This is a genomic window from Dietzia maris (genome assembly GCF_014144855.1).
Classification (GTDB): Bacteria; Actinomycetota; Actinomycetes; order Mycobacteriales; family Mycobacteriaceae; genus Dietzia; species Dietzia kunjamensis.
The window spans coordinates 1-15711 of record NZ_JAALDN010000301.1; the positions used below are offsets into that span (position 1 = coordinate 1).

The 15711-nt window shown below is 68.7% G+C and carries 12 protein-coding genes; 8 read left to right on the forward strand and 4 right to left on the reverse strand.

The window, feature by feature from the left end:
- The 4 genes from polA to G6024_RS10360 all read left to right on the forward strand — a co-directional run.
- Positions 1-1743 (forward strand): DNA polymerase I (gene polA / locus G6024_RS10345; RefSeq protein ID WP_159148647.1); only part of this gene is annotated, 1743 nt, incomplete at its 5' end.
- Between the two features lie 86 nt (positions 1744-1829).
- Positions 1830-2732: an ABC transporter substrate-binding protein gene (locus tag G6024_RS10350; protein WP_159148648.1), complete on the forward strand. Its 903-nt coding sequence runs from the start codon at positions 1830-1832 to the stop codon at positions 2730-2732.
- A gap of 11 nt (positions 2733-2743) precedes the next feature.
- A complete protein-coding gene (locus tag G6024_RS10355) occupies positions 2744-3727 on the forward strand; it encodes an amino acid ABC transporter permease (RefSeq protein ID WP_119191811.1) in 984 nt (327 codons plus the stop codon).
- The gene (locus G6024_RS10360; RefSeq protein WP_119191810.1) at positions 3724-4485 is read left to right on the forward strand and encodes an amino acid ABC transporter ATP-binding protein; all 762 of its coding nucleotides are present in this window, start codon (positions 3724-3726) and stop codon (positions 4483-4485) included. The genes G6024_RS10355 and G6024_RS10360 overlap by 4 nt, the downstream gene beginning before the upstream one ends.
- A gap of 29 nt (positions 4486-4514) precedes the next feature.
- Here G6024_RS10360 and G6024_RS10365 read toward each other — a convergent pair whose 3' ends face one another.
- Positions 4515-5267, reverse strand: coding sequence for a class I SAM-dependent methyltransferase (locus G6024_RS10365; RefSeq protein WP_235027857.1), 753 nt, complete (start codon positions 5265-5267; stop codon positions 4515-4517).
- 142 nt (positions 5268-5409) lie between these two features.
- On the opposite strand from G6024_RS10365, the gene rpsA reads away from it, so the two are divergent.
- A complete protein-coding gene (gene rpsA, locus G6024_RS10370) occupies positions 5410-6885 on the forward strand; it encodes a 30S ribosomal protein S1 (protein WP_067714021.1) in 1476 nt (491 codons plus the stop codon).
- A 358-nt stretch (positions 6886-7243) separates the two neighbouring features.
- On the opposite strand, the gene G6024_RS10375 is transcribed toward rpsA, so the two are convergent.
- Positions 7244-8815 (reverse strand): glycoside hydrolase family 183 protein, encoded by a 1572-nt coding sequence (locus G6024_RS10375; RefSeq protein WP_159148649.1) that lies wholly within the window; start codon positions 8813-8815, stop codon positions 7244-7246.
- Between the two features lie 101 nt (positions 8816-8916).
- Here G6024_RS10375 and coaE point away from each other — a divergent pair, with 101 nt between their 5' ends.
- Positions 8917-10005, forward strand: a complete 1089-nt coding sequence (gene coaE / locus G6024_RS10380) for a dephospho-CoA kinase (RefSeq protein WP_096905573.1) — start codon at positions 8917-8919, stop codon at positions 10003-10005.
- 43 nt (positions 10006-10048) lie between these two features.
- Here the strand turns inward: coaE and G6024_RS10385 are convergent, their stop codons facing one another.
- Both G6024_RS10385 and G6024_RS10390 read right to left on the reverse strand, forming a co-directional pair.
- Positions 10049-11605, reverse strand: coding sequence for a glycoside hydrolase family 183 protein (locus G6024_RS10385; RefSeq protein WP_119191809.1), 1557 nt, complete (start codon positions 11603-11605; stop codon positions 10049-10051).
- Position 11606: 1 nt separating this feature from the next.
- Positions 11607-13076, reverse strand: coding sequence for a glycoside hydrolase family 183 protein (locus tag G6024_RS10390; RefSeq protein WP_235027858.1), 1470 nt, complete (start codon positions 13074-13076; stop codon positions 11607-11609).
- Between the two features lie 81 nt (positions 13077-13157).
- On the opposite strand from G6024_RS10390, the gene uvrB reads away from it, so the two are divergent.
- Positions 13158-15287: an excinuclease ABC subunit UvrB gene (uvrB, locus tag G6024_RS10395; protein ID WP_120285892.1), complete on the forward strand. Its 2130-nt coding sequence runs from the start codon at positions 13158-13160 to the stop codon at positions 15285-15287.
- Positions 15288-15377: 90 nt separating this feature from the next.
- A partial coding sequence (locus tag G6024_RS10400) for a universal stress protein (protein WP_159148650.1) occupies positions 15378-15711 on the forward strand: 334 nt, incomplete at its 3' end.

The window sequence follows — 15711 nt, forward strand, 5'->3', positions numbered from 1 at the left end:
GCGCCGGCCGGGCAGCGGCACGGCCTCGTCGTCGTCGGGCCCTCCCGACCCGGCGCGGGCGACGCGCAGACCATCACCATCGCCGCCGTCGGCGGAGCCTCCGGACACCTCGACCTCGCGAACATCGGGCCGGACGACGAGCAGGCGCTGCGCGCCTGGCTGGCCGACGACGCGGTATCCAAGGCGGTCCACGACGCCAAGGCCGCCACGCACGCACTGACGGGACGCGGGCTCCGGTTGGGCGGGGTGACCATGGACGTGGCCCTGGCCGCCTACCTGGTGCGACCCGGACAACGCAGCTACGGACTGGCGGAGCTGTTCCAACGTCACCTACAGCGCGAACTGCCCGAGGCTGAGGCGGGGGACAAGCAACTGTCCCTGCTCGACGATGTCGATGACGCCGAGACTGAGCAGAAGAACGCCGACGCCGCCGCGACCCGCGCCCGCGCGGTGGTCGATCTCGCGGAGCGGCTGGACGTGGAACTGGAGCAGGTGCACGGGGCGCGCCTGATGGCGGAGATGGAACTGCCGCTCGTGCCGGTGCTGGCGCGGATGGAATCGATCGGGATCGCGGTGGACGGCAACGCCCTGGACGGGTTAAGGGACGACTTCGCCGACCGCGGGCGACAGGCGGCCGACGCCGCCTACGCCGCGATCGGCGGCGAACAGATCAACCTCGGCTCGCCCAAGCAGTTGCAGGTCGTGCTGTTCGAGACCCTCGGCATGCCCAAGACCAAGAAGACCAAGACCGGGTACACCACAGACGCCAAGGCGCTGGAAGAACTGCTCACCAAGGAGACGGGCGACACCCCGGGACGGGCGTTCCTCGAGGCACTACTGCTGCACCGCGAGACCACCAAGATGCGGACCACGGTCGAGGGGCTCATCAAGACCATCGGTGACGACGGGCGTATCCACACCACGTTCAACCAGACCGTGGCCGCGACCGGCCGACTTTCCTCGACGGACCCCAATCTGCAGAACATCCCCGTGCGCACCGAGGACGGTCGACGCATCCGCGAGTCGTTCGTCGTGGGTGAGGGTTACGACTGTCTTCTCACCGCCGACTACAGCCAGATCGAGATGCGGGTGATGGCACACCTGTCCGGCGACGCCGGGCTCATCGAGGCGTTCCGGACAGGGGAGGACCTGCACTCGTTCGTGGGCTCGCGCGCGTTCGGCGTGCCGATCGACGAGGTCACCCCGGAGCTCCGTCGCCGGGTCAAGGCCATGAGCTACGGGCTGGCCTACGGGCTCAGCGCGTTCGGCCTCGCCGCCCAGCTCGGGATCAGCCAGGGTGAGGCCAAGGATCAGATGGAGGCCTACTTCTCCCGCTTCGGCGGCGTGCGCGACTACCTGCGCGCAGTGGTCGAACAGGCCCGCCGTGACGGCTACACGGAGACACTGTTCGGGCGGCGTCGCTACCTGCCCGAGCTCAACTCGGACAACCGGCTCAAGCGGGAGAACGCCGAGCGTGCCGCGCTCAACGCACCCATCCAGGGCACGGCCGCCGACATCATCAAGGCGGCCATGCTCAAGGTCGACGCGGACCTCACCGAACGGCGGCTGAAGAGCCGCCTTCTGCTCCAGGTCCACGACGAACTCGTGCTCGAGGTGGCGGAGGGCGAACTCGACGAGGTCCGGGACCTGGTCGTGGACCGCATGTACTCGGCCATCGAGCTCGACGTCCCGCTGGACGTCTCGACCGGAACCGGTCCGGACTGGGACTCGGCGGCGCACTGAGCGTCCCGTTGACCTCCCGGGCGGCAGCCGACCTGTACCCTAAGTTCATTTCAGATTCGGCTCCACGACGCCTGAAAGGGCACCCCATGACGCTCACCTCCCGGCGCGGACTGCGCGCCGCCATGGTCCTGACCGCCACCGCGGCCCTCGCGCTGACCGGTTGCACCACCAACACCGAGGGACCGCAGGACTCCGGGGAGCCTCGTGACGAGGTGTCTCTCGAGACCGACGAGGAGATCGCCGCGCTCGTCCCGGCCGAGATCCGGGACAAGGGCGCCATCGTGATCGGCACCAATCCGCCGTACGCGCCCAACGAGTTCAAGAACGAGAGCGGCGAGATCGTCGGCTTCGACATTGACGTATTGACCGCCGCCGCCCAGCTGATGGGGCTTCGCGCGGAGTTCCGCGAGTCCGACTTCGAGAAGATCATCCCGGCGATCGAGGGCGGCACCATGGACATGGGAGCCTCGTCGTTCACCGTCAACGACGAGCGGCTCCAGACCGTCGACTTCGTCACCTACTTCGAGGCCGGCATCCAGTGGGCAGCCGCCGCCGGCAACGACGTCGACCCCGATGACGCCTGCGGCCTGAACGTCGCCGTCCAGCGGACCACGGTCTCCGACCAGGAGGACGTGCCCGCCCGCAGCGAGGCCTGCGTCGCGGCCGGGAAGCCCGCGATCGAGAAGGTCCAATTCGATTCCCAGGACGAGGCCTCGACCGCCGTGGCGCTCGGCAAGGTCGACGCGATGTCCGCCGACTCGCCCATCTCCGCCTACGCGGTCAAGCAGTCCGAGGGCAAGATGCAGCTCGTCGGCGATGTGTTCGACTCCGCCCCCTACGGCTGGCCCGTCCGCAAGGACTCGGAACTCGCCGCCGCCCTCGAGGCTGCCGCCGACAAGCTCATCGAGACCGGCGACTTCGAGACGATCGCCCAGAACTGGGGCCTCGAGGCCGGTCTCATCGATGACGCCGAGATCCGGAAGGGCTGAGTGACCGGTAGGTGAGTACCGCGCAGAAGGGGGCGGACGCCCCCGCGGCGGAGGCCCCAGAACCGATCCGGGCGGTGCCTCTCCGGCACCCGTGGCGCTGGGTGTCGGCGACCGTCGTACTGGTCCTGGTGTTCCTGTTCATCTGGGGCGCGGCGACCAACCCGGCCTACGGGTGGGACACCTACGCCCGCTACCTGTTCGACACCAGGTTCGGCATGGCCGTGTTCTACACGATCGCGCTGACGCTGCTGTCGATGATCCTCGCCGTGGTTCTCGGCGTTATCCTCTCGGTGATGCGGATGAGCAGCAACCCCGTGCTCAAAGCAGTCGCCTGGGTGTACTTGTGGATCTTCCGCGGGACGCCGATCTACGTGCAGCTGCTGTTCTGGGGCCTGATCTTCACCCTGTACCGCCAGATACAGTTCGGGATCCCGTTCACCGACCTGCAGTTCGTCCGGTTCGACGACACGATGGTCCTGTACTCGGCGTTCTGGCTGGCCGTGGTGGGCCTGGCCATGAACGAGGCCGCGTACATGGCGGAGATCGTCCGCGCGGGCATCTCGTCGGTTCCCGAGGGGCAGGCCGAGGCCTCGACCGCGCTGGGGATGACGTGGGGCCAGACGATGCGTCGGACCATCCTGCCGCAGGCGATGCGGGTCATCATCCCGCCGACGGGCAACGAGTTCATCTCGATGCTCAAGACCACCTCACTCGTCGTGGCGATCCCGTTCTCCGGTGAGCTCTACGGGCAGGCGCGCGACATCTCCGGCGTCAACTTCCAGCCCATCCCGCTGCTGCTGGTGGCCGCCACGTGGTACCTGGTCATCACCAGCGTGCTCATGGTGGGTCAGCACTACCTCGAGAAGCGCTTCTCCCGCGGCGCCACCCGGAGGCTCACCGGCCGGCAACTGCGCGCACTCGCCGATGCGGACGGGCTCACGCCGTCCGCCCTCGCCGCTGTCAAGGGCACCGATCAGTCGGGAGGGCTGGCATGACGTCGATGGTCAGGGCCGAGCAGGTCTGTAAAAACTTCGGGTCGCTGCGCGTCCTCAAGGGCATCGACCTCGAGGTCGCCGCCGGTGAGGTGCTGTGCCTGGTGGGGCCCTCCGGATCGGGCAAGTCCACCTTCCTCCGGTGCATCAACCACCTGGAGCGGGTCGACGCCGGCAGGCTCTACGTCGACGGCGAGCTGGTGGGCTACCGGGAGAAGGGTGACAAGCTCTACGAGATCTCCCCGAAGCAGGCCGCCCGCCAGCGACGGGACATCGGCATGGTGTTCCAGCACTTCAATCTGTTCCTCCACCGCACCGCCCTCGAGAACGTCATCGAGGCGCCGATGTTGGTCAAGGGCCAGTCGCGTGGGGAGGCCACCGAGCGGGCCCGCGGCCTGCTCGCGAAGGTGGGTCTCGCCGCCAAGGCCGATGCCTACCCGGCCCAGCTGTCCGGCGGGCAGCAGCAGCGCGTGGCGATCGCCCGGGCCCTGGCCATGGACCCCAAACTGATGCTGTTCGACGAGCCGACCTCGGCCCTCGACCCCGAGCTGGTCGGGGAGGTCCTCGGCGTGATGCGCGATCTCGCGGACGCGGGGATGACCATGGTCGTGGTCACCCACGAGATGGGGTTCGCCCGGGAGGTCGCCGACACGGTGGCGTTCATGGACGACGGTGTCGTGGTGGAGTCCGGCACACCCGCGGACGTTCTCACCTCGCCGTCCCACCAACGGACCAAGGACTTCCTGTCCAAGATCCTGTGACGCCGGGGCGGGTCCGGCGAGAGGGTGGGTCAGGAGAGCGTGGCCACGAAGATCGCCGTGCCGGGGAAGATCCCGCCACGCAGCGGGCTCCATTGCCCCCACTCCCGGTCCAGCCACTCCGGCCACTCCGGCTCGATGAGGTCCTGCACCACGAACCCGGCGGCGACCAGTTCGCGGATCCGGTCGCCCACCGTCCTGTGGTGCTCGACATAGGTCAGCTCGCCGTCGTCGTACTCGGTGTACGGCGAGCGGTCGAAGTAGGGGAACACGGCCAGTAGACCCTCCGGGCCCGGATCGTCGCGGAAGATCCACCGCATGGGGTGGTTGACCGAGAAGACGAACCGGCCGCCCGGTCGCAGGACGCGCGCCGCCTCCGCCATCACGCCCGCGGAGTCCGCCACGAACGGGATGGCTCCGAACGCCGAAAACGCGACATCGAAACTGCCGTCCGCGAACGGCAGCCGGCCGGCGTCGGCCTGGATCAGGGGTACGGTCGCCGCCGGGCCCGTCGCCCGGCTCGCAGCCTCAGCCCCCACACGGAGCATCCCGGCCGAGAGGTCGACGGCCACGGCACGGGCGCCCCGGCCGGCGATCCACCGGGAGCACGGAGCCGACCCCGACCCGATCTCGAGCACGTCGCGGCCCTCCAGGTCACCGAGCAGGTGCCAGTCACCTTCGTGCAGGCCCTCGGGGCACCAGACGAACTCGCCGTCGGCGGAGTGGGCGCCGAGGAACTCGCCGTGGTGATGGTGGTAATCCGTCGCCTCCGAGTCCCACCACATCCGTGAGGCTCGGACCGACTCTCCATGTCCTGGGGGGTTTGTGGACGTCACGTGTGAAGCGTACAGTTGACGGTCGCGTGCGTACGCGCTCGCTTTCTTCCCGTCCGCTACGATTCCTATCCACTCCGGAGCACCCCACCATATGACCACCAACACCACGTCCCCGCAGGTAGCCGTCAACGACATCGGCTCCGCTGAGGACTTCCTCGCCGCAATCGACGCCACGATCAAGTACTTCAACGATGGTGACATCGTCGAGGGCACGATCGTCAAGGTCGATCGTGACGAGGTCCTGCTCGACATCGGCTACAAGACCGAGGGCGTCATCCCCTCGCGCGAGCTCTCCATCAAGCACGATGTCGACCCGGGTGAGGTCGTCGAGGTGGGCGATGAGGTCGAGGCCTTGGTCCTGACCAAGGAGGACAAGGACGGCCGTCTGATCCTGTCCAAGAAGCGCGCACAGTACGAGCGCGCCTGGGGCACGATCGAGGAGCTCAAGGAGAAGGACGAGGCCGTCAAGGGCACCGTCATCGAGGTCGTCAAGGGTGGCCTCATCCTCGACATCGGTCTCCGTGGCTTCCTCCCCGCCTCGCTGGTGGAGATGCGCCGCGTCCGTGACCTCCTGCCCTATGTGGGTCAGGAGCTCGAGGCCAAGATCATCGAGCTGGACAAGAACCGCAACAACGTGGTGCTCTCGCGCCGTGCATGGCTCGAGCAGACCCAGTCGGCCGTGCGCTCCGAGTTCCTGCACCAGCTGCAGAAGGGCCAGGTCCGCAAGGGCGTCGTGTCCTCGATCGTCAACTTCGGTGCCTTCGTGGACCTCGGCGGGGTCGACGGTCTCGTCCACGTCTCCGAGCTGTCCTGGAAGCACATCGATCACCCGTCCGAGGTCGTCGAGGTGGGCCAGGAGGTCACCGTCGAGGTCCTCGACGTCGACCTGGACCGCGAGCGCGTCTCGCTGTCGCTCAAGGCCACGCAGGAGGATCCGTGGCGGCACTTCGCCCGGACCCACGCGATCGGTCAGATCGTCCCGGGCAAGGTCACCAAGCTCGTGCCGTTCGGCGCCTTCGTGCGTGTCGACGAGGGCATCGAGGGCCTGGTCCACATCTCGGAGCTGGCCGAGCGCCACGTCGAGGTCCCGGACCAGGTCGTCACGGTCAACGACGACGCCATGGTCAAGGTCATCGACATCGACCTCGACCGTCGTCGTATCTCGCTCTCGCTCAAGCAGGCGGACGAGGACTATGCTGAGGAGTTCGACCCGTCGAAGTACGGCATGGCCGACAGCTACGACGAGGCCGGCAACTACATCTTCCCCGAGGGCTTCGATCCCGAGACCAACGAGTGGCTCGAGGGCTTCGAGAAGCAGCGCGAGGAGTGGGAGAACCGCTACGCGGAGGCCGAGCGTCGCCACAAGATGCACACGGCCCAGATCGAGAAGGGTCGGGCCGCTGCTGCGGAGGCCGCCGAGGCCGCCCCGACCAACTACTCGTCGGAGTCCACCCCGTCGTCGCGTCCGGCTGCGGCGGAGGCCGCTCCGGCCGAGTCCACCGGCGGTTCGCTGGCCTCGGACGAGCAGCTGGCCGCCCTGCGCGCGAAGCTCGCCGGAGGCGAGTGATCGCACAGTAGGCATCTGAGAGCGGCCCCGCACCGGTATCCGGTGCGGGGCCGCTCCGTCTATCCCCGGTGCGCTCCGGTGGCGGTGGCCCGTCTGTGACGTGCGCAGTGCGGAAGTGCCGCCTTGCGCGCCGGACGGGTGAGCACCCTTGGCGATGCGAGCTCCCGGGTTTGGCTGGTGGCGCGTCATGCCGGGGGCGAGGAGGCCGCCCGCACCGACCGTCCCGCTCCCGGGTCATCGCGGTGGATGTCGGATCGGGTGAGATCGGGGCGGTGACCACCCTGCTTCGCATCCCCGACGGACTCACGGGCGTCGGCGGGGGTGTGCCCGACGCGCGGGAGTGGCGCGCAGCGATCGATCAACGACCGGGCGGTTCGACGATCGGCTCGGCGACGGCGGGCTCGGCCTCCGCGATCTCCTCGAGGCGTTCCTCGTCGATCACACCGCGGTCGTCGATGGCTCCGGACTCCGCCGCGGTACTGACCGTGACACGGGACTCCACGGTGGTCCGGGGGTCCGCGTCCGGAGCGGCGAAGTCGAACTCGTCGAGGTCGGTGCGAAGTAGGAAGACGTTGTACGCGTCCCAGGTGGAGAGCGTGTAGTACAGGTACCGGCTGTCGTTGTCCGTGGTGAAGGGATGGATCATCGGTGCGTAGCCGTTCGGGAACATGCTTCGATCGACGATGGTCTGTGGCTCGGACCACGGTCCCCAGGGGCTCTCCGACACCCGCATGGAGACGACGCCCGTCGGCGAGGGCGTCATGGCGATGTACTTGTCCAGGTGCTCGTTGTACTGCACCGAGAGTTCCTCGACGCGTGCCGGGATGACGTCGTACCCGGTCGGCTCGTCGGTCCAGCCCGCGCCCGGACCCGCGTACCACTCGTACGCGGCGGGGTCCTCGATCTGCCCGATCGGAACCCGAGTGAGCATCGCAGGACCCTGACGACCGGACGGGGTCACGTACTCATAGAGATGACCAGCGTCGAGGAGGAACGCACTCATCTGCGCTCCGTACCAGCGGTCTCCGTCCACCGGCGGCAGGGTCTCGCTGTCCGGAGCGGGTTCGAACTGAACTGTCGGGTTCCATCCGGTGAAATCCGTGACGCGCCGCATCGTCTCGGTGAGCACCGTCCACGATTCGCCGTCGTCCGTGGACTTCACCAGTGCGGAGTAGTTGGTGTTCCAGCCGCCAGGCGCGTTCCAGTCCCGCACGGACATGACCCGCATGTACATGTCATCACCGGTGCTGATCGCGGCGGTCGGGATGACGGTGACCTCGCCGGCCCCGTTGGACTGGTGCGCACCCTGGACGAGTGCCGTGGCCTTCCCTTGTGGATCGGAGGGGACCGCCCTGAGGACGTCCATCCCGTTCTCGGGGCTCCCGCCGGCGGTGGCGAGCATGACGTTGGAGCGCCACTGGTTGCCTGTGGGAGTGCAGTCTCCGAAGGTGTCGCCGAACAGGGCCATGGTCTCGCCATCGTGGGTGAAGGTGATCCCGAGGTCTGTGCCGTGGATGTCGTACAGCTCGTCGGTCTTCGCGGGGCTGGTCGGCCCGGTAACCAGCTGGCGTACGGACGTGGCGCCCTTGAGGACCGGGATGGTGCCGTCGGCCCCGGTGACCCATCGGGGGAATCGGCGGACCGAGGATGCGGTGGCGTCGAGCACCGAGTTGGTCGCGTTCGCGAGCGATCCGGTGACGGGGAAGGGGCCGAGGGAACCCGGGGGGATGTTCCCGAAGAAGCTGTTGCACGGACCGCTCTCGCCGAGCAGTGAGCCGGTCGAGCCCGAGGACCCGGTCGACCCGGTCGACCCGGAGGAACCGGTGGACCCGGTCGACCCGGTCGAACCGGTGGAACCGGTGGAGTCTGCGGACTGGGCGGCTGCGTGGGCGGGAGCCACCGTGATCGCCAGTGCTACAACGAGAGGCAACGCAGAGAGTAGACGTGGCACAGAGTTAATCCGGTTCACACGTGAGACCCTACCTACGTCGCTCGGACCGGCACGCCTTTCGGTCACCTAGACTCCACGTCATGCTGATGGTGGGTCTGACCGGTGGGATCGGTGCCGGCAAGTCGACGGTGACGGCGGTGCTCGCGGAGGCGGGGGCGGTGATCGTGGACGCGGACCTCATCGCCCGCGAGGTCGTCGAACCGGGTTCCCCCGGGTTGGCGATGCTCGTCGCCGAATTCGGCGAGGACATCCTGGGGCCGGACGGTGCACTCGACCGCGCCGCCCTCGCCGCCCGCGCCTTCGTCGACGCGGAGCGGACCGCGGCCCTCAACGCCATCACCCATCCGCTGATCGGGGAGCGGACCGCCGAGCTGTTCGGCTCGGCGCCGGAGGACGCGATCGTCGTGCACGACATGCCGCTCCTCGTGGAGGGCGGGATGACACCCGGCTACCACCTGGTGATCGTCGTAGACACCCCGGAGGAGATCCGGTTGCAGCGGTTGGTGGAGTTCCGGGGGATGCCGGAGGACGACGCCCGCGCCCGCATGTCGAGGCAGGCCACCGATGAGGCCCGCCGGGCCGCCGCGGACGTGGTGATCGACAACTCCGGGGACCGGCAGACCGCCGTGGACCTCACCAGCGCCCTGGTCGAGGTCCGCCTCCGCCCGTTCGAGCACAACCTGCGCACCGGGACCCCCGTGGTGGGCGACCGCACCGTCGTCCCGTTCCGGCCCGAGTGGGCAGGCGAGGCGGAGCGGGCGTGCGGGCGCCTGCGTCACGTGGTGGGGAAGATCGCCACCCGGATCGACCACGTCGGTCCGACCGCGGTCGAGGGACTGGACGCGCCCGACGTCATCGATCTGCAGGTGACGGTGCGGGACGCGGCAGCGGTCGAGGTCGCCCTGCGCACGCTCACCGAGGCGGGATACGTGCGTGATCGGTCGAGCGAACGGCCGTTGCTGCACTGGTGCGACCCCGCCAGGCCGCTGGAGGTGTCGATCCTGGCAGAGGACGACCCCGAGCACGAGTTCTCGCTACTCATGGCCGAGGTGATCGGCGCGGACCCCGACGCACGGGCCGAGTACGCGGAGATCCTGCGTCGCGCGGACCGCGAGGAGACGCGTCAGTGGGAGCGCACCCTGAGCGAGGCCGTGCTGCGGGGGCGGTAGCGCCGACCGGGGGCGGGTCCGCAGCCCCGCCCCCGGCCGGGTCTCACTCGGTCGGGACCACCCCGTCGACCAGCTCGGAGACCGGCACCTGTCGCACGACCTCGGTCGGCGCCGGCTGAGAGCTGGCCCGGCGCAGGTTCGGGTCGGGGAACACCTCCGACAGCCGGGTGCGCACGAGGAAGACGTTGTAGGCGTTCCAGGTGGTGACGAGGTAGTAGAGGTCCTCGCCCTGCGCCCACGGGTGCATGAACGCCCCGTAGACGCCGGGCAGCACCGAATAGTCCACCAGCGTGGTGGCGGAACTCCACGGCCCCTCGGGGCGGTCGGCGGTGCGGAGGACCACCGAGTCGTACCCCTGTGAGTACATCGCGGTGTACTTCCCGAGGTACTCGTTGTACATGGTCGATATCTCGCTCGCCGGGGCGGGCAGGACCCGCTCGGCGGCGCCGACATCGGACACCCATGCCGAGCCGTTCCAGTACTCGTACGCCTCGGGGGCGAGGACGCCCGCGGCGGGCGGGGTGGCGGATCCGTCGAGCTCGTCCGCGGTCGGGGAACCGGCGAGCGGAACGCGTGCGACGACCGCCCCGCCCTGTCGCCCGGAGGGGGTGAGGTACTCGTACAGGTGCGTGTCCGTCTTGAGGAACGAGCTCATCTGGGAGCCGCGCCACGCAGGATCCACGGCCGGGGCTCCGGCGCCGAGGGGGACCGTGTCGGTGATGGGGCGGGCCAGAGAGGGGACGACGGCCCAGTTCTCGCCGTTGTCCGTCGAGTACGCCATCCCCGAGTAGTTGGTGGTCCACGATCCGGGTTGGCCCCAGTGGGCCACGGACATGAACCGCAGGTACTGGACACCCTCGACGGAGATGCCCGAGGTCGGGATGATCGTGACCTCACCGGGCAGCCCCGATCGCGGGACCAGCGACTTGGCGAGACCGTCGGTTCCCATGGCGGCGGAATCGATGGTGATGCCATCGGTCAGATCGGTGTCGGCGGAGCGGAACAGGACGTTGGAACGCCACTGGTTGCCGGGCACCGTGCAGTCGCCCATCGTGTCGCCGAACGCCATCAGGACCTGTGGGTCGGCGGGATCACCGTTGTCCCACATGATGCCCAGGTCCGTTCCGGCCACGCCGAACCGGTTGACGGAATCGCCGGGACTCGTGGGCCCGGTGACGAGCTGTTCGAACCGGGTGGGTCCACGCAGGACGGGTACCGTGCCCTCCTCTCCGGTGATCCACGGGGGCATCCCGTAGACCGACCCGATCATCGGATCGAGCGAGCCGGATAAACCGTTGCCCAGGGAGCCGGTCTCCAACTGCTGGACCAGCGATCCCGAACGGTCGGCGGAGCCCAGCGCGCGGGAGGCGGAGCCCAGCGACCCGGAGCCACCGGAGGACCCGAGCGAACCGAGGGAACCGGTGCCCATACCGGCCCCGGTCCGGTTCTCCAGCAGGGAACCGAAGTTGCCGAACATCTCGCTGCACGGGCCGGCAGCGGCGGTTCCGGCTCCGACCGTGCCGAGGGTCACGACCGACGCGGCGGCCGTGATCGACGCGACGACGACCGAGCTCAGGCGGCGGGGGAGAGGTCGGGTCATGTCACGCCTCCGGGATGGGCCGACGCTCGACCAGGACGGTCTCGCCGGTGTCCGCCGGGTCCGGGGTGTTGCGGGTCCAGCTGTCGTCGGTCGTCCGCATCCGCGACCGGGCGTCGGGAAGGGTCCGCGGCGGGATCTGGGTGAGGTCGGTCCTCATGAGGAAGACGTTGTAGGCGTCCCAGGTGGACATGGTGAAGTACAGGTCCTCGCCGCGAGTCTCCACGGCGGGGCTCCACGGGTGGACGAAGGCGCCGTAGAGGGTCGGGACGTGCTGGTACGAGAGCAGGATGTCCTCACCCGACCACGGGCCCCAAGGGGTGGCGGACTGGGCCATGACGATGTTGTTGGCGCGGTTGTTGTACAACGCGATGAAGCGACCCAGGTGCGCACTCCAGGACACCGACAACTCGCTCACGGCCGAGTTGACCGTCGGAGCGCCGAGCACCGGCACGGCGTCGCGGTGATCGACGACCCAGTCGCCGCCGTCCCAGAAGCGGTAGGCCGCCATCTCCTCGATCCGGTTCTCGGGGACCCGCGCGAGCCGTGCGGACCCGCTCCGACCGGACGGTGTGAGGTACTCGTAGACGTACCCGTCGTGCTTGAGGAACGCGCTCATCTGCCCGGCGGTGTGGGTGGTGGACTCCGGGCCCAGGTCGACCGGGAGGGGCATCGGTGCGGTACCCCGCCGGGCGGTATCGCGTACGGGGACCCAGTTCTCGCCGTTGTCCGTCGACCGGGCGAGAGCGGAGTAGTTGGTGGTCCACTCGCCGGGCGAGCCCCACCGTTCAACGGACATGTACCGCAGGTACTGGGTGCCGCCCACCTCGACGCCGGCGGTGGGGATCACCGTGGTCTCGTCGGGGTGGCCGGTGCGGGGGAGGATCGACTTCGCCATCCCGGGCCGCTCCATCGGCGCGTCGGTGATGCGCATCCCGTCGTTCAGTGTGCGGTCGCCGGATCGGAAGAGGATGTTGCTGCGCCACTGGTCACCGGGCTCGTCACAGTCGCCCATCGTGTCCCCGAGGGCCATCATCATCTGCGGATCCGAGGCGTCGCCGTTGTCCCAGAGGATTCCCAGGTCGGTGCCGGAGATGCCGAATCTGTCTACCGTGTCGTTGGGGCTGGTGGGTCCCGTCAGCAACTCGACCGTGGTGGTCCGGCCCCGGAGAACCGGGATGTACCCGTTCCCGCCGTCGGCCCACGGGGTGGCGGGCGCGGACGTGGGCGCCCCCAGAGACCCCGAGAGGGAGCCCGACCCGCCCGCGGTGCCGCCGGCCGGGGGCCACGGGTCACACGGTGCGGCCGTGGCGACCGGTGCGAGGAGGGTGAGGGCCCCCGCCGCGAGAGAGGCGGCGGCGACCGCCGTGATCGGCCGACGCGCGTCGTCAGGGCGGGCGGTACGACGACGAAGTGGGCTGCGGGCCATGGGGTTCTCCAGACGACATGACAGGGACGGTGAGGGGCTGCTCACTCCTACGGTAGTTGGCACCCCTGACATCCGCTGCGGCGACACCGGTGGGCGGGGGTGAACGGCTGCTCGTACGCTGGTGGTATGGCTTTCGCGACAGAGATCCCCGACGACGGGGTCCCCGCCGACCCGACAGTGCTCTCGTACTCGGAGTTCCGACCGATCGGCGATGTCGAACGAAGTGCGACCCGCTTCGAGGTCGTCAGTGAGTTCACCCCGTCGGGCGACCAGCCCACGGCGATCGCGGAACTGACCGAACGCCTCGCACGCGGGGAGCGCGACGTCGTACTGCTCGGTGCGACCGGCACCGGCAAGTCGGCGACCACCGCCTGGCTCATCGAGAAGGTGCAGCGGCCGACCCTGGTGATGGCGCCCAACAAGACGCTCGCCGCGCAGCTGGCCAACGAGTTGCGCGAGATGCTGCCCAACAACGCGGTCGAGTACTTCGTCTCCTACTACGACTACTACCAACCGGAGGCGTATATCGCCCAGACGGACACCTTCATCGAGAAGGACTCGTCCATCAACGACGACGTGGAGAGGCTCCGGCACTCCGCGACGTCGTCCCTGTTGTCCAGGCGCGACGTCGTCGTCGTCAGTTCGGTCTCGTGCATCTACGGTCTCGGCACACCCCAGTCCTACCTCGACAGGTCGGTGGCGCTGGCCGTCGGGCAGGAGGTCGACCGCGACCAGTTGCTCCGGCTGCTCGTGGATGTCCAGTACGAGCGCAACGACGTGTCCATGACCCGGGGCACGTTCCGGGCGAAGGGCGACACCGTCGACATCATCCCCACCTACGAGGAACTCGCTGTTCGCATCGAGTTCTTCGGGGACGAGATCGACGCGCTGTACTACATCCACCCGCTGACCGGTGACGTCGTGCGCAGGGTCGACGAGGTGCGGATCTTCCCGGCCACCCACTACGTCGCCGGTCCCGAGAGGATGGCCAAGGCGATCGCCTCCATCGAGGCCGAGCTGGAGGAGCGCCTGGCGGAGCTGGAGAACCAGGGCAAACTGCTCGAGGCGCAGCGGCTGCGCATGAGGACGTCCTACGACATCGAGATGATGCAGCAGGTGGGCTTCTGCTCCGGTATCGAGAACTACTCGCGGCACATCGACGGTCGGCCGGCGGGCAGTTCGCCGGCCACGCTCATCGACTACTTCCCCGAGGACTTCCTCACGGTGATCGACGAGTCCCACGTGACCGTGCCGCAGATCGGCGCCATGTACGAGGGCGACGCCTCCCGCAAACGCAATCTCGTCGACTTCGGGTTCCGCCTGCCGTCCGCCCTGGACAACCGTCCCCTGACCTGGGAGGAGTTCTCCGGCCGGGTGGGTCAGACCGTCTACCTCTCCGCCACGCCCGGCCCCTACGAGATGGGGCGCGCCGGTGGGGAGTTCGTCGAACAGGTCATCCGGCCGACCGGGCTCGTCGACCCGAAGATCGTGGTCAAGCCCACCAAGGGGCAGATCGACGACCTGATCGGGGAGATCCGTCAGCGCGCCGAACGCGACGAGCGGGTGTTGGTGACCACGCTGACCAAGAAGATGTCGGAGGACCTCACGGACTACCTGCTCGAGTTGGGGATACGGGTTCGGTACCTCCACTCGGAGATCGACACCCTCCAGCGGGTGGAGCTGCTCCGGGATCTCCGGCGCGGGGAGTACGACGTCCTGGTCGGCATCAACTTGCTCCGGGAGGGACTGGACCTGCCGGAGGTCTCGCTCGTGGCGATCCTGGACGCCGACAAGCAGGGTTTCCTCCGCTCGGCCACCTCGCTCATCCAGACAATCGGCCGTGCGGCCCGCAACGTCTCCGGTGAGGTCCACATGTACGCGGACTCGGTCACCGAGGCCATGCGGCAGGCCATCGACGAGACCGATCGCAGGCGTGAGAAGCAGGTCGCGTACAACACCGAGCACGGCATCGACCCGCAGCCGCTCCGCAGGAAGATCGCCGACATCCTCGACCGGGTCGGAGAGGAACACGGGGACGACGCGGATCCCAGGGCACGACCGGAGCTCGTGGGCGCCCGGGCGGCCGACGGGTCGGCGCGACCCCGAAAGGAGCTGGAGAAGCTCATCGAGGAGATGACCGAGCAGATGATGTCCGCGGCCACCGACCTGAGATTCGAGCTTGCGGGGAGGCTCCGGGACGAGATCGCCGAACTGCGTAAGGAACTCAAGGGGATGCGTGAGGCCGGGGTCGACTAACCTGGGCCGCTTTTTCCCGCGTTTACCCCGCCCGTCGGCGGCGTCCTCGGACTACTCTGGGTGAAACGTGTTCCCTAGGAGAGGAAGCAAATGAGCGCCTACACCAGAGTGGTGGTGGGAACCGACGGTTCCGAGTCGTCCTACCGCGCCGTCGATCGCGCCGCGCAGCTGGCCGCCGACGCCTCGGCGGACCTCGTGATCGCCTGCGCCTACGTGCCCGCCGATCCGCGTTCGGTCAGCCAGGCCGCGGATCAGCTCGGTGACGACGCCTACCAGATCCGCGGGGACAATCCTGCCGAGGACATCGTCCGCGGCGCCAGGGACCGGGCCCAGAAGGCCGGAGCGACCAAGATCGAGGCGCGCACCGTGAAGGGGGCGCCCGTCGAATCGCTCATCAAGCTGGCCGACGACGTGGGGGCCGACC

What these genes read in the sequence shown, in the direction of transcription:
- G6024_RS10360 (WP_119191810.1), top strand. Translation starts at nt 3,724, where the DNA reads ATGACGTCGATGGTCAGGGCCGAGCAGGTCTGTAAAAACTTCGGGTCG.
- G6024_RS10385 (WP_119191809.1), bottom strand. Translation starts at nt 11,605, where the DNA reads ATGACCCGACCTCTCCCCCGCCGCCTGAGCTCGGTCGTCGTCGCGTCG.
- coaE (WP_096905573.1), top strand. Translation starts at nt 8,917, where the DNA reads ATGCTGATGGTGGGTCTGACCGGTGGGATCGGTGCCGGCAAGTCGACG.
- rpsA (WP_067714021.1), top strand. Translation starts at nt 5,410, where the DNA reads ATGACCACCAACACCACGTCCCCGCAGGTAGCCGTCAACGACATCGGC.
- uvrB (WP_120285892.1), top strand. Translation starts at nt 13,158, where the DNA reads ATGGCTTTCGCGACAGAGATCCCCGACGACGGGGTCCCCGCCGACCCG.
- G6024_RS10350 (WP_159148648.1), top strand. Translation starts at nt 1,830, where the DNA reads ATGACGCTCACCTCCCGGCGCGGACTGCGCGCCGCCATGGTCCTGACC.
- G6024_RS10365 (WP_235027857.1), bottom strand. Translation starts at nt 5,267, where the DNA reads ATGTGGTGGGACTCGGAGGCGACGGATTACCACCATCACCACGGCGAG.